The sequence below is a fragment of the Hoylesella nanceiensis DSM 19126 = JCM 15639 genome (genome assembly GCF_000379965.1).
GTDB lineage: Bacteria > Bacteroidota > Bacteroidia > Bacteroidales > Bacteroidaceae > Prevotella > Prevotella nanceiensis.
In genome coordinates this window covers 18,349-32,659 of the sequence record NZ_KB904332.1, presented here as the reverse complement: position 1 = coordinate 32,659, position 14,311 = coordinate 18,349, and the positions used below count along the sequence as shown (strand labels likewise).

The following is a 14,311-nucleotide window of genomic DNA, read 5'->3' as shown; positions in this document are numbered from 1 at the left end:
TTATTATAAAGAAGCTCGTTCGATATATTTATCAATCTCTTGGCTTTGAACAATAGCCGAATTTACATATTTCTTCTTGATGTCTTGATAAACTTTTAAAGCGTCAGCCTTTTTGTTTTGGCTTTCAAGTAGCTGTCCTGCTTGAAGTAAGAAGGTTGGAGAAAGACTGTTGTTTGCACCATCTTCAGACTTGCTGTCAGCCTTGTCTGCTGCTTTCTTCAATGCTTTAATTGCCTCATCTATCTTTCCTACGTGTGCATAAGCGTTACCTAAAGCTGCGATTGCTGCTGGACTTACCATTGCATCGTTGCCTGGTGAGTAGCTATCAAGATACTTAACAGCTTCGTTCCACTTATTTAAATTAGCGTAACAAAGACCTGCATAGAGGTTAGCAAGATTGCCTGCGTCTGTTGAACTATAATCATTTGCAAGCTTAATGAAACCACTAAAGGTTGCACCATCGCCATTTAACGCTTTTTCGAATTGTTGCATTCCAAATAGTTCTTGACCTTTTGCAAGTTCAGTGCTTGCTTTTTCTTGACGAGGAGCTGATACATAGTTCTTGTAAAGGAAGAAACCTGCAACAAGAACGATAAGTGCTACAACTGCAATTGCAATATGCTTTTTATATTTTAGCATAAATGCTTCAGACGAACTAATCGTCTCTGCCATATTGGTAGCTGCGTTTTCTTTTTTGTTTACCATTATTATTTGTTGTTTTTTTATTAGTCTTCTTAGTACTCGAAATATGCTTTTGAGAATAGATCGAATGTGATGCAAAAATAATTATTTTATCTCATATAGTGAAATTTATTATCTACTTTTTTCTTTTATCTACTTTAAAACAAGTAACTTTGCCTGAAGACGGGTCGTTAAGGGGCTGTTATCCTTGTATTTTGGGGATAATATTACGATTGAAAAGACCCTTTTTTGAACGTTTTTATATTGTAAAAAGAATTAAGATTGATATATGATTTTAAAGAAGATAACGCTTCTTAATTATAAAAATATTGAAGATATAACGCTCGATTTGTCGCCAAAGATGAATTGTTTTATAGGCCATAATGGTGTAGGAAAAACCAATATGCTCGATGCTGTTTATTATCTTTCATTCTGTCGAAGCTCTTCTAATGCCGTAGATTCGCAGGTAATGATGCACGATAAGGATTTCTTTGTACTCGAAGGACTATACACTAACGAGGCGAATGATGAGGAATTGATTTATTGCGGCATGAAAAGAGGCTCGAAAAAGCATTTTAAGCGCAACAAAAAAGAATACAAACGATTGTCGCAACACATCGGTTTCATTCCCTTAGTCTTTGTTTCTCCATCAGATGTAGCCCTTATTGAAGGTCCAAGTGAAGACCGAAGACGTTTCTTAGACATTGTTATTTCGCAGCTAGATGTCACTTATATGGAGGCACTTATGCGCTATTCTAAAGCATTGCAGCAGCGAAATGCACTACTAAAGCAAGAGAATGAGCCCGACAATACATTGATTTCGCTTTTTGAAGAAGAGATGGCAGAGCAAGGAACCATTGTTTATCAAAAGCGATTGGCGTTTGTTGAGGATTTTATACCTGTGTTTCAGCAGATTTATCAGCAGATATCTGGAGGCAAAGAAACCGTTAGTTTGAATTATATTTCGCATTGTCAACGAGGTGATTTACTTGATGTTATTCAGCGAGATCGCTTTAAAGATCGTGCAGTTGGCTATTCGTTGCATGGTATTCATCGTGATGATTTAGAGATGTTGCTCGGTGGTTATCAGATGAAAAAAGAGGGAAGTCAAGGCCAAAACAAAACATTTGTGTTGGCATTGAAGCTTGCTCAGTTCGATTTCTTAAAGCGAACCGCCTCTAAAACCACGCCTCTTTTATTGTTAGACGATATTTTCGACAAGTTAGATGCTAACAGAGTGGAGCGCATTGTTAATCTTGTTGCCAACGATAGCTATGGACAAATTTTCATAACCGACACCAATAGAGATCATCTTGACTCGATTTTGAAAATGGGAAACTTTGATTATAAGTTGTTTCATGTAGACAACGGACAGATAACTATTAAGCAAGAAGCATAGGATGTTTAAGAAACAGGCGAAACAAATTCATGAAATTCTGGGGCAATATCTAAGAAGAAGCGGACTCGAAACACCTCTTCTGCAACATAGAGTGATTGATGCTTGGGACGAAGTGGTTGGAAATGTGGTGGCAAAATACACCACCGAAAAATATATTTACAATCAAACACTGCATGTTAAGATTGTGAATCCTGCTGTAAGAAACGATTTGTTGATGCGCAGAACCGATCTTATTAAAGCTTTAAACGAGGCTGCTGGGGGCAATATGGTGATTAGTGACATTCGAATTCATTAGACCTTTAATAGATAAAAGATGAAAGTCGCTTTGTTTGCAACATGGGCAAGCAAGGCGACTTTTGCGTTATTGTGTTTCAATATAGATGTTTAAATCTTGAATTTGTAGCCAAGTGTAATTTGGAAGGTGTGATACTTGCCATTCAAAGGGAATTCACCTGCAGTGTCAAGACTCATATAACGACCTTCAGTTATCTTGGTTAGAGGTAGCGAATAGCGTGCGTCTAACACAAAATTGTTGTATTCATACGACACCCCAATGGGCAATGCAACGAGGAAGTGGGTGAATTTACTTGTTAAATCATAGGGTGTGTTGCCCTCATCGTTTTTGTAAATCATTTGCGAACGAGTTTGAATGTTACCCTCAATTCCTGCTTTTACAGCTAAATTTGGAATGACATAATAGTTGAATGTAAGTGGGATTGAGATGTACTCTGAATTCAGTGATTTTCTAACTATAGGGCCATTATCTTCTATAGTCTGCTTTGCTCTCGAACCTTGTGTTAGGAATTGTACCCCAACAGCAACCGAAGCTTTGTCTAATAGTTGATATTCTAATTCAGCACCAGCCACAGCTCCCAGCTTCATATCCACTTTATTGTCTGTGATAGGCTGTAATTTTGTGATGGTTGTACCCACAAAAGGCTTCACACTAAACGTGCCTGTAGGTTGTTGTGCATAACCAATTAAGGCACAAGTTGCAAGAGCCAATGATGTAAAAAATCTTTTCATACTTGTTATTTTGTTGATTGTTTGTATGTACAAATTTAAAGATAACAATTAGAAAGGAATTAAAAAGACTTACAAATTTTGGTCTATTTCACTACATTTAATTTGTGTTTTGTTTCTATTGCTCATGCCCTTTCTCTTTTAACTCAATAACAAAGGTTGTAATAGCATTGATATTGTGTCCTAAAAGCATTGAGTTTGCATGCAAAAAGCAATGCTTTTGAAGTGTAAAAACACTGCTTTTGCGCAGGGCTGAGCAAGAAAAAAGCCGCAAAGGATGCGGCTATCGTTATCAAGTGGGTATCTACTTGATTTTAAATCTCTTGCTTTTTTTGTTGAATATCGTTATTAGTCAATCCTCAAAAGAAATTCTTTTCCCACTTACACCTTATTATATATAGGTATTAAAGGGCAATTACTTCGTTCATCATCACGTCGTGTTGGGTAGTGGGAATGTGGTTGATGAGTTGAAACGAGAAGCATATTCCTATTTTATAGCATTGGGGAATGCGTTTAAGAAGACGATCGTAGTAGCCCTTTCCACGCCCAAGTCGCTTGCCATCTGCACTGAAAGCCAATCCAGGAACTATGGCAATGTCAATTAAAGACAATTCGTTCAGTACTTTGCCTTGTGGCTCTAATATTCCAAAGGGACCTTTTTCCAAATCGTTCTCATCTGTAAACGTTCTTATTTCCATCGTTGTTTCTCCCGTAACAACAGGCAAAACAATGTCCTTTCCCTGCTTTTTCAACTCTTTAATCAATTGAAGTGTTTGCACTTCGGTGGGCAAGGCGCAATATAAAAGAATGGTTTGTGCTTCCTTAATGCGGGGGTGTTGCAATAGAGTGGGGACGAAAGCAAGCGACATCTCGCCCACTTTTTCGGTGGTGAGATGTCGCATTTGTTCTTTAATTGTATTTCGAATAGAAATCTTTTCTTGATTCATTGAGTGTTCTCTGCGTTATCTTTTAGGTTGCATTACAGAGGGCTTTTGCACGGGTTTCTGTGGGAATGACTTACCTTCTTTAAACACTTGAAGGGCTTTTGTGATAGTTGCATCTCCTCTGTTGATGTAATCTGTCCATGCTTCTTCGTTCAATAAGTTGTAAACAATTCTGCTAATGATGAATTGTTCGATTAACTTATACGACTTTTGAATCATCAAATTGCGACGTTTTAAGCCGTGCGAGTCGGCAAATGTTGCAAATTTATCAACCAAATTTTGCTTAGTAAGGTAGCTTGTAAGCGCATCAACGGTTTTCAATTCCTTTAGCTTTTGGCGGTTGTTATCGGTATAATTAAATGCATATTGCAAAATTAAACCGCTCATTGTAGCCTGTTTGTAATATGAAGTGTAGTTGGTTGTGTCTTCAGGAACAAACAAGTCGGGAGTGATACCACCGCCTCCGTAAACCTTTCGACCGATACTTGTGTGATAAGCAGGGCCTGTGTGCTTGATACTATCTTGTGAGAAGAACTCTCCATGTTGGTATCTTGAAATCAAATCTTGTGCATAAGCAGCTTCATCTCCAGCGACATAAGGTTTCTGAATTGATCTACCTGAAGGGGTATAGTAGCGTGCAATGGTTAAACGCATAAGACTTCCGTCTTGGAAACCTATCTGTTGTTGAACCAATCCCTTACCAAATGAACGGCGACCGATGATAGTGCCACGGTCATTATCTTGTATGGCACCTGCCAAAATCTCAGAAGCTGAGGCTGAACCCTCGTTAATTAGCACCACAAGAGGTATCTTTTGGTAGCTACCATGACCGTCACTGCGATAGTCTTGACGTGGACTCTTGCGTCCTTGCGTGTAAACTATGAGCTTATTCTTAGGTAAAAACTCGTTAGCTATTTGTATTGCGCTCTCTAAATAACCACCAGTATTGTCTCGAAGGTCGATAATTAGCTCCTTAAAGCCTTCTTGTGACAACTTAGCAAGGGCGATTAATAATTCGGGATAGGTTGTTTCTCCAAAGCTCTTAATGCGTATATAGCCCACAGTGCTGTTGATCATATAAGCAGCCGACACGCTCTTGCGAGGTATTTCGCCACGTGTTACGGTGTAAGTGATAGGCTCTTTGTGGCCATATCGCTTGACTGAGATCTTAATTTTGGTGTCTTTAGGGCCTTTAAGCACTCTCATGGCTTCTTCGTTGGTTACCTTTTTACCTACAAAAGGTTTACCATCAACTGCTACAATCTTGTCTCCAGCAAGTAAACCAGCACGTTCTGCAGGTCCATTTTCAATGACATTCTGCACGTGAATGGTGTCTTGACGGATCACAAACTCAACTCCTATGCCCGAAAAAGAACCCTTTAGCTCGTCAGTTGTTGCCTGGGCGTCTTTCGCAGGAATGTAAACAGAGTGCGGATCAAGCTCAGATAAGATTTGAGGAATAGCCTTATCCACCAAAGAATCAATGTTTACATTGTCCACATATTGGTCGTCAATGATGTGAAGGAGGTTGTTTAGTCGGCTACTTCCTGAATTAATGATGTTTAATCTATTACCAGAAAAGTGGTTTGCATAGAATGTTCCGATGATGATACCAACGATAACGCATAATGCAAGCAATAATGGCATGTAGCGATTAGAATGGTTTCGGTTTATTTTCATCTTTGTATTCTCCTATAATCTTTATTCTACTTCAAGATATTCAACGTCTACTCCAGCTCTTTTTAATAGGTTAATACCGTCTTCTAAACGGTATTTCTCGCCATAAACAACTCTCTTTATTCCCGATTGAATAATGAGTTTAGAGCATTCTATACATGGCGATGCGGTGACATATAATGTTGCTCCCTCGCTATTGTTAGAGCTTCTTGCCAGCTTAGTGATGGCATTTGCTTCGGCATGGAGCACATAAGGCTTTGTAATTTGGTTGGAATCCTCGCACACATTCTCAAAACCTTCGGGCGTTCCGTTATACCCATCGCTGATAATCATTTTGTCTTTTACCACTATTGCGCCCACTTTGCGTCGCTCGCAATAGCTGTTTTCAGCCCATATTCGTGCCATTCTGAGGTAGCGAATATCTAAAATATGCTGTTTGTCTGTATTCTTTGTCATTGTAAAGGCTTAATTCTTTTTAATTCCATTGCGTTCTAATAGAGCGTCGATAGTGGGCTCTTGTCCTCTAAAACGCTTGTATAAAGTCATCGGATGCTCTGTTCCTCCCTTTGAAAGAATATTCTCTCTAAAGCTAAGAGCAGTATTCTTGTCGAATATTCCGTTCTTTTTAAAGAGGCTAAAAGCGTCTGCATCTAACACTTCTGCCCACTTATAACTATAGTAACCCGCTGCATATCCGCCCGAAATAATATGTGAGAACTGGGTGGTCATACAGGTATTAGGAAGTTGTTTCGTGATAATTGCATCTTTCCAAGCATCTTTCTCAAATGTAATAATATCTTCTTTGAACTCATCTTTCTGTGTGTAATAGGCCATATCTAATAGACCTAAGCTCACTTGACGTAAGCAACCGTAAGCTGAAAGATAGTTTTTACTCTTAATAATTCTATCTATCAATTCATCAGGAATAGGCTCTCCAGACTCGAAGTGATAAGCAAAGGTACGTAAAAATTCTTTCTCTGTTGCATAGTTTTCCATGAATTGCGATGGGAGTTCAACAAAATCCCACCATACATTGGTGCCACTTAAACTGCCAAAGCGTGTATTTGCGAACATACCATGTAGTGAATGACCGAACTCATGCAAGAAAGTTTCTACTTCTCCAAGCGTTAATAAGGCTGGTTTTTGTGGTGTTGGCTTAGTGAAATTCATCACAACACTGACGTGAGGACGAATATTTTCGCCCTTTCTATTGATCCATTGGCCTTGGAATTCAGTCATCCAAGCACCGCCTTGCTTTCCTTTTCGAGGGTGAAAGTCGGCATAAAACACCGCAAGATAGCTTCCGTCGGCATCAAACACATCGTAAGCCTTAACGTCTTGATGATAAACTGGAATCTCATTGTTTTCTTTAAACGAGATACCATACAAGCGATTAGCCAATCCAAACACTCCTTCTATCACCTTAGAAAGTTCGAAGTAGGGGCGAAGCATTTCCGAATCGATGTTGTATTTCTGTAATTGTAGCTTGTGAGAGTAGTATCCAAAGTCCCAAGGTTGCATCTCAAAAGCATCTCCTTCCATTTCTTTTGCAAGCTGTTCTACCTCTTTTAGCTCCTTAATAGCTTGTGGCTTATAAGCAGAAATAAGGTCATTGAAAAGCTTATACACGTTCTTTACACTACTTGCCATGCGGTGTTCTAACACATAATCAGCGTAAGTGTCGTGTCCAAGCAATTGAGCTAGCTCTCTACGGATATTTATTAAGCGTGTACATATTGCCAAGTTGTTCTCTGGATTATCGTGAATTCCCTCTGTATTCTTCGCCATATAGAGCTTTTCTCTTAGTTCTCTCTTTGTAGAATAGGTGAGAAAAGGAGAGTAACTAGGGAAATCTAGGGTGAAAATCCAACCCTCTTTATTTTGTTCTTGTGCCGTATGAGCCGCCATTTGACGTGCACTTTCAGGCAAACCATCAAGGTCTTCCTCGTTAGTTAGATGCAATTCGAATGCTTTATTCTCTTTTAATAGGTTTTGAGAGAACTGCAATGACAACAAACTTGCTTCCTCGCTTAATCGTCTAAATTGCTCTTTTCCCTCTTCATTCAATAGCGCACCGCTTCTAACAAAGCCGTCATACACCTTTTGAAGCAATGTAGCTTCTTCAGGAGTAAGCTCTCTATGGTGCTCATAAACATGCTTAATGCGTTTGAAAAGCTTTTCATTTAGCTGCATATCATTAGCATGTTGGGTGAGAAGAGGACTCATCTTTTGAGCTAAAGCATCGAGATCATCGTTTGTTTCAGCACCTAACATACACGAAAAGACAGTAGAAGCACGTCCTAATAAGTCGTAATAATGCTCGCCTTTTGTTTCGTCTTTGTATATGATAGTATTGTCGAAAGTTGGCTCTTCCTCATTATTTATAATCTTATCGAGTTCTTCTTTCTCTCTTTTCATTCCCTCCATGAAAGCTTCTTCGTAGTGTTCTAGCTTGATAAGGTGGAATGGAACGGTGTTATGTGGAGTGGAATAATCATTAAAAAAAGGATTATTCGCTATTGAGTTCTTATTATCTTGTGTTGCCATATTTCGTTGATTTAATCTTATAATTGTGCTTTTTGAATGAGTTTTTCAAGCGCAGGAATGATAATTCTACCCCTTTCTAGCTTTAAGAGGTGCTCGTTTTGCAATTCATTTAATACGTTCGACACCTTTATTCGCTTTACATTCATTTCCTTTGCAAGCGTTATCATTTTGATGAAGAATATCTTTTCGCCACCTATATTATATACATGTTGCTCGAAAAAACGAATAACTCTTTCTCTTAATGAGTAGCTTGAGGGACGCCATTGCTGTCGTTCCATCTTTTGAATGCGGGTAGATAAGATATTCATAAAATTGATTCGGAAGACAAATGAGTGCTCGATGAAACTCAAAATACTTTCTTTATCAATGCTTAAAATACTGCTTTTCTCTTGCGTTGTGTATGTAGACGAGAACCAAGGACTAAGTCCAAGCAATCGTTCAGGCTGTATAACAGAAGGCGTTTCGAGCCATTCTTTTACCATAAAGGAATTGTTTGCCGCCGAAGTAGTTATCTCAATCTTTCCTTGTAGCAAAAAGAATAAGTCCTTGCATGCCTCTCCTTCTTTGATAAAGGTTATGCCACTGTTTAGCTTTTGAAAGTGAAAACGGGCATGGGCAGCAAGCTTATGCAACTCTTGTTGCGTGATTCCTTGAAACAAGGGCAGTGCTAATAGCTTGAGATGTGATGTCGGCGACTGCTCCATAGCTTACTTAACGATTTTGTCTTTTAATGTAGGTGAGTACCAAACGGCATTCTTTCCATCTTTATCAGCATAGATAAAATAAGCCATTATCTCTTTATGTTGCTCTAAAACCCTTTTCGCTTTGTCTAAACCCATCACCATAAAGGCTGTTGCATAGGCATCGGCTGTAGCGCAATTGTTAGCTATTACGGTAGAAGAAAGAATGTTATGCTGAACAGGATAGCCCGTTGCAGGGTCGATAGTGTGGGCATATTTCTTTCCACCTTTATAGTAAAAGTTACGATAATTACCACTGGTTGCCATTGCTTTGTCGGTTACATTGAGGATAGTTTGCACTTCTTGACTTTGCTGAGTGATATCGTCTGTGGGCTTAATAACACCTATTTTCCAAGGAAGACGCTTAGAACTGATTCCCGAAGTCACTATCTCTCCGCCTATTTCAATCATAAAGTTCTTCACACCTTGACGCTTTAAGTAGCTTGCAACCACATCACTTCCAAAGCCTTTAGCAATCGCACTGCAGTCAATCATAATGCGTTTGTCGTCTTTTTTCACAGTATTGTTCACCAAATGCACCTTCTTATATCCAGTGAGCTGAAGCAAACTGTCAATCACTTGCTTTGTAGGTTCAACGCCTTTCTTAAACCCAAAGCCCCATTCATTAACCAAAGGAGCAACCGTTATGTCGAAAGCTCCATCTGTTTTGTTACTGATGTCTTCGGCAAGAAGAAACACCTTGTCGAACAACTCATTGGTGCGTGTGGGCTGATTGTTATTGATTTTTGATATGATAGATTGTGGATTAAAAGTAGATAGGGCTGTATCTACCTTGTTTAACTCCGCTAAAATCTCTTTATGAAGGTCGTCATCATTTTGATAAGTGATGTGATATGTCGTTCCAAATATCGTTCCTTGATTCTCTATATAAGGCATATTTCTTTGCTGTTTGCTGATATATATCGTACCAATGACGAGCAATAGCAAGAGAGGTATTTGCCAATAGAGGCGTTTTTTTATCTGTTTTGTTGCCATGTTATGTGTCTATTATCGTGAAAGTGAGATGTTATCAATTATTATTCTTTATTTTTGTTGGAAAGAGAAAGATAGCTTATAGTTGCCTACTTCTTTCCTTTCTTTGTTTTGTTCAATAACTCTATTGCCACATAAAAAGTGCCTCCAAAGGTAGAACTGCCTCCTCTTCCATATCCAGGAACATAATAAGGCTCTCCAATTTCGCCCACTTTCTTTGCCAATCTGTTTTTATATCGAACGCTCCAACCAGCTCTTAGAGGTCCAACGATGTGTGCATCGAGCCCAAATACAGCCTCAAACCAGTGATAAGAACCGCTGATGTTGTTGGCACCAAAAGGTGCAATGCCACCGAAAACAGGGTCAACTACACCAGGAGCTTCGATGTTATATTTAAAAGAAGAAAAGCCATAACGACCTCCAACGAATACTCTATAGATGTCGTGTTTATTCTTCATCACATTAAAGTCGATACCAATGCGACCGTATGGTGCCTTTGTGCTATACAAAATCTTAGTTTCATCGCCCTTAGTGTCGCTCTTTCCATATCCTAACTCAATGATAGGGAAGTATTTATCCTTTAAGTTGGCACGCAAACTGGCCTCGTATTGTCCTTCGTTACTTAGTAAGTTCTGTCCAATTCCAATGAGGTCGACCGACAATGTCACGCCATTGAAAAACGCAACCGAATCGCTTTTCGCCTTAAAAGGCAGCTTTTTTGGTTGTGCCTGCACTGCAATACCGATGTAAAAGAGCAGAATACTAACGCTGACTCTTAAAATATAGGTAGAAATGTGTTTGTGAATTGTCATTTGTTACTTTTGATTTATGAACGACAACAGAATCTATTGCGTTGCGAGAGAATGTTACTTTTTGAATAGTATGAAAGAATGCAGCCGCACAATCAACCGACTCGAAATGTGGTTCGTTGGTCTTTGTGATGCGAATAGTATCTTTCCAAGTCACTTTGTTGGTGTCTGTTACACTTAAAAACAACACATCTTCGTTTCCTTGAAAGCTCATTGGCAAGTCGAAACTATCCACATTCACCGCTTTATTCAATAAAATCGTGTCGCCACTGGTATGGCGTTGGGTCGAGATGGTGAGCGTATCGGCTAATTTCTTGACGTTTCCCATTAGCTTATAGCGTGACAATACACCACTACTTAGAGGGCAATCGGTTGATGAACACGCTGAAATGAAAAGCGAGAGAAAAAAGAAATATATTAATTTTTTCATTCTTTTATACTTGTGTTGTTGTGAGATAATTCGTTTTAGATGGTCTTTTCAATCTGATAGTCGTTGCGATTTGCCGACGAACGACTCACCAAATCACCGATAAAGCCCGTCATAAACAACTGTGTTCCCAATATCATCATTGTTAAAGAGATATAGAAATAGGGCGAATCAGTAACCAAACGCTGTGGAATGCCTTGCGACAATGCCCACAATTTATCGGCTCCTATAATTGCAGCTGCAAAGAAACCAATGATGAAGAAGATAGAACCTAAGAAGCCAAAGACATGCATTGGATTCTTACCAAAGTTGCTTAAGAACCATAAAGTGATAAGATCCAAATAGCCATTAAAGAATCTATTAAGACCAAATTTTGATGTTCCATATTTGCGAGCTTGGTGTTGTACGATCTTTTCTCCAATCTTTTCGAAACCTGCATTCTTTGCTAAATAAGGAATATAGCGGTGCATTTCGCCATAAACTTCGATATTTTTCACTACATCTAAGCGATATGCCTTCAAACCACAATTGAAATCGTGAAGGTTATGAATACCACTTATCTTGCGAGCTGTTGCATTAAAGAGCTTGGTAGGAATGGTTTTAGAGAGTGGGTCGTAGCGTTTCTCTTTGTAACCCGACACCAAGTCGTAACCTTCTTCAGTAATCATGCGATACAACTCGGGTATTTCGTTGGGCGAATCTTGTAAGTCTGCGTCCATAGTAATCACCACATCGCCTTGAGCTTCTTTGAAACCGCAGTATAAAGCAGGACTTTTTCCGTAGTTACGTCTAAACTTAATGCCTTTAACATGAGGTGATTTTTGAGCTAGTTCTTCGATTACTTTCCACGAATTGTCTCTCGAACCATCGTTAATAAAAATCACTTCAAAGCTAAAGTTGTTATTGTTCATCACTCGTTCAATCCACTCATATAGCTCTGGTAACGATTCTTCTTCATTATATAAGGGTATAACTACCGAAATGTTCATAGTTGTTGTTGATTTGTTGTGTTATGTATTCAAACGATTATTCATTATTTTGTATTCCCAAAGAACTGCTCCTTAGTTGGTGGGTTCTTTCTTATAGAATAGTGCAAGCGGAGCACTTAGAAGAGTTCCGATAAGGATATTCTGCATAAGAATGGTAAAAGTGATATCTATTGCACTCATTTCTCTAATCAATTTCATGCCTTCTTGCAACTCGCTAATGTCCATTCCCAATTGCTTGTAGGTAGGAATTGCAGTTTGAATTGTCTGGTCGAAGAGATTCATAAAGGCACTACTATCGAGCCATTGGAAATAAATAAACAGACAAGCAGCAAAGATCAATGAGGCATAGAAAAACGTATAAGCCGAAAATAAGTATGCTGCTTTAAACGAGATAAAGCCTTCTCGGATCTTGTCTCGAAAGTTTTTGATGCGCCAACCTGCATAGAATGGGGTAGAAAGAATAATTAAATTGCCCCACAAACTTTGTGGCATATAAACTAAAAAGGCAAATGAAGCCACCCAAATAACGCCTAAGATGGCGCCTTCGATGCGTGCATAAGCCTTTAGTTGCTTGAAAGAGTTTGCTATATCCATTTATTTTTTTATTCACTTTTTATGTTGTTTCGTAGCACAAATGATAGTCCTTGTAACTTTCTTGTTTGCAAGGTGTTGTGCAAAATATGGTCGTTTTGATTGTGCCAATATTGATAAAAGACCGCTTTTTGGTCCTAAATTAGCTACAAATTTACGTATTTTATTTTATAAACAGGCGCATTTTACTGTTTTTTGTTGTCGCTATTTTTCGTGAAAGTTATTTAGAATAAATAGATTTGCGATCTACTTGTTTTTCAATCCCATTCGCCTTGTGTAAAGGGCGTTGTTTTATTTGTTTTAAAAAGCATTGCTTTTAGGTTGTAATCTCAATGCTTTTGGCATGTAAAAACACTGCTTTTGCAAGGCAATCTCATAGCTTTTTAAAAGTGAGAGAAATGAAGATGAAAACGAACAGCTTTTTTATTGGGCGAGAGTGAGGCTGATTTTAGAAGTGTTTTGTGCGTGCAGAGGCTTTAAAATAGACGATTTTAGAGTCCTTTTATGCTGAAAATAGTGCTTTTTTAGTCGATTTTTTTGAGTAATTCTTAAAAATAATTACCTTTGCACTCGCTCTTTTCGTTCGTATTTAGAACAAATAATACGACAAAAGCAAGATGTAAGTATCTAAAAAACTCAATAGAGAAACAAGTTAAATCATAAAAATAAAACAAAGAATGAAGCGATTTTTTATTGCCTTTACATTGCTTTTTGCAGTGTGTTTATTACCCTTGTCGGCACAAACTGCAGCCGATAAAATCGTTGGTCTTTATCATGTTGTGAAAGATGGACGCAACTCTAAGGTAAAGATTTTTAAGTATGGAAATGGTTATCGTGCACAAGTTGTGTGGCTCGAGAATATGAAAAATCCTGATGGTACATTGCGTACAGATGTTAAAAATCCTGATGAATCGAAGCGAAAGACCCCTTCTAACCAAATTGTTTTGGTAGATAAGGTAACTTATAACGGCGAAGATGCTTGGGAAGATGGCAAGATATACGACCCAACAAGTGGTAAGGTGTATCGTGTTGAAATGTATTTTGAAAAGCCAAACGTATTGACAGTGAAAGGAAAACTTGGTCCTTTCTTTAAGAAAGTATATTGGAATAAAATTCAATAATAATTCTCTTTAGCTTTATAGAATATGCTGCTTCATGGTTGATTCGCCTTGTTGCAGCATTTTTTTGTGTCTTATCATATTTATATATAGTGCAAACACAAGCTAAAGTCTTTTTCTTTATAATCTAATTAGCCTATTAACATTATGTAATATTTTTGATAAAAGTCAACGATATTTGTTTTTGTATAACTTTTATTCTTTATCTTTGCAACATAATTAAAAAGCATCTATTTGGGAGTTCAAGAAAAACTATACCTCAAGACTACAGCGAACGATTTAAGTTTAATATACTTTTGACAAAATGAAAGACAAAAAACAAACAACACTCTATTTGTGTTTGTGTCTGACGTGTTTAGCAAATTATAATCCT

At 38.2% G+C, this 14,311-nt stretch carries 15 protein-coding genes; 3 read left to right on the top strand and 12 right to left on the bottom strand.

Annotation, left to right across the window (positions count from 1 at the left end; translation table 11 throughout):
* Positions 1–3 precede the first annotated feature (3 nt).
* Positions 4–705: a tetratricopeptide repeat protein gene (locus A3GM_RS0107925; RefSeq protein WP_018362849.1), complete on the bottom strand. Its 702-nt coding sequence runs from the start codon at positions 703–705 to the stop codon at positions 4–6.
* Positions 706–970: 265 nt separating this feature from the next.
* Between A3GM_RS0107925 and recF the strand changes: the two genes are divergently transcribed.
* The gene (gene recF, locus A3GM_RS0107920) at positions 971–2,080 is read left to right on the top strand and encodes a DNA replication/repair protein RecF (RefSeq protein WP_018362848.1); all 1,110 of its coding nucleotides are present in this window, start codon (positions 971–973) and stop codon (positions 2,078–2,080) included.
* 1 nt (position 2,081) lies between these two features.
* The gene (locus A3GM_RS0107915) at positions 2,082–2,375 is read left to right on the top strand and encodes a DciA family protein (RefSeq protein ID WP_018362847.1); all 294 of its coding nucleotides are present in this window, start codon (positions 2,082–2,084) and stop codon (positions 2,373–2,375) included.
* 89 nt (positions 2,376–2,464) lie between these two features.
* Here the strand turns inward: A3GM_RS0107915 and A3GM_RS0107910 are convergent, their stop codons facing one another.
* From A3GM_RS0107910 to A3GM_RS0107860, 11 genes are all read right to left on the bottom strand, one after another.
* Entirely contained in the window at positions 2,465–3,106 is a 642-nt protein-coding gene (locus tag A3GM_RS0107910; RefSeq protein WP_018362846.1) for a porin family protein, read from the bottom strand.
* Between the two features lie 401 nt (positions 3,107–3,507).
* Entirely contained in the window at positions 3,508–4,050 is a 543-nt protein-coding gene (locus tag A3GM_RS0107905; protein WP_018362845.1) for a 5-formyltetrahydrofolate cyclo-ligase, read from the bottom strand.
* A gap of 15 nt (positions 4,051–4,065) precedes the next feature.
* Positions 4,066–5,727, bottom strand: coding sequence for a S41 family peptidase (locus A3GM_RS11155; protein WP_422723606.1), 1,662 nt, complete (start codon positions 5,725–5,727; stop codon positions 4,066–4,068).
* A gap of 21 nt (positions 5,728–5,748) precedes the next feature.
* Complete coding sequence (locus tag A3GM_RS0107895) at positions 5,749–6,180, bottom strand: dCMP deaminase family protein (RefSeq protein ID WP_009228337.1); 432 nt, start codon at positions 6,178–6,180, stop codon at positions 5,749–5,751.
* 9 nt (positions 6,181–6,189) lie between these two features.
* Positions 6,190–8,271: a M3 family metallopeptidase gene (locus A3GM_RS0107890; RefSeq protein ID WP_018362843.1), complete on the bottom strand. Its 2,082-nt coding sequence runs from the start codon at positions 8,269–8,271 to the stop codon at positions 6,190–6,192.
* A gap of 17 nt (positions 8,272–8,288) precedes the next feature.
* Positions 8,289–8,975 carry a Crp/Fnr family transcriptional regulator gene (locus tag A3GM_RS0107885; protein ID WP_018362842.1) on the bottom strand — a complete coding sequence of 229 codons (687 nt, stop codon included), beginning with the start codon at positions 8,973–8,975 and terminating at the stop codon, positions 8,289–8,291.
* A gap of 3 nt (positions 8,976–8,978) precedes the next feature.
* A complete protein-coding gene (locus tag A3GM_RS0107880) occupies positions 8,979–10,007 on the bottom strand; it encodes an FAD:protein FMN transferase (RefSeq protein WP_018362841.1) in 1,029 nt (342 codons plus the stop codon).
* 86 nt (positions 10,008–10,093) lie between these two features.
* Positions 10,094–10,816 (bottom strand): DUF6048 family protein, encoded by a 723-nt coding sequence (locus A3GM_RS0107875; RefSeq protein WP_018362840.1) that lies wholly within the window; start codon positions 10,814–10,816, stop codon positions 10,094–10,096.
* The gene (locus A3GM_RS0107870; RefSeq protein WP_018362839.1) at positions 10,767–11,243 is read right to left on the bottom strand and encodes a DUF6452 family protein; all 477 of its coding nucleotides are present in this window, start codon (positions 11,241–11,243) and stop codon (positions 10,767–10,769) included. The genes A3GM_RS0107875 and A3GM_RS0107870 overlap by 50 nt, the downstream gene beginning before the upstream one ends.
* A gap of 35 nt (positions 11,244–11,278) precedes the next feature.
* Positions 11,279–12,229, bottom strand: coding sequence for a glycosyltransferase family 2 protein (locus A3GM_RS0107865; RefSeq protein ID WP_018362838.1), 951 nt, complete (start codon positions 12,227–12,229; stop codon positions 11,279–11,281).
* 72 nt (positions 12,230–12,301) lie between these two features.
* Positions 12,302–12,823, bottom strand: coding sequence for a DUF4199 domain-containing protein (locus tag A3GM_RS0107860; protein WP_018362837.1), 522 nt, complete (start codon positions 12,821–12,823; stop codon positions 12,302–12,304).
* Between the two features lie 674 nt (positions 12,824–13,497).
* On the opposite strand from A3GM_RS0107860, the gene A3GM_RS0107855 reads away from it, so the two are divergent.
* Positions 13,498–13,941: a DUF2147 domain-containing protein gene (locus A3GM_RS0107855; protein ID WP_018362836.1), complete on the top strand. Its 444-nt coding sequence runs from the start codon at positions 13,498–13,500 to the stop codon at positions 13,939–13,941.
* Positions 13,942–14,311 lie beyond the last annotated feature (370 nt).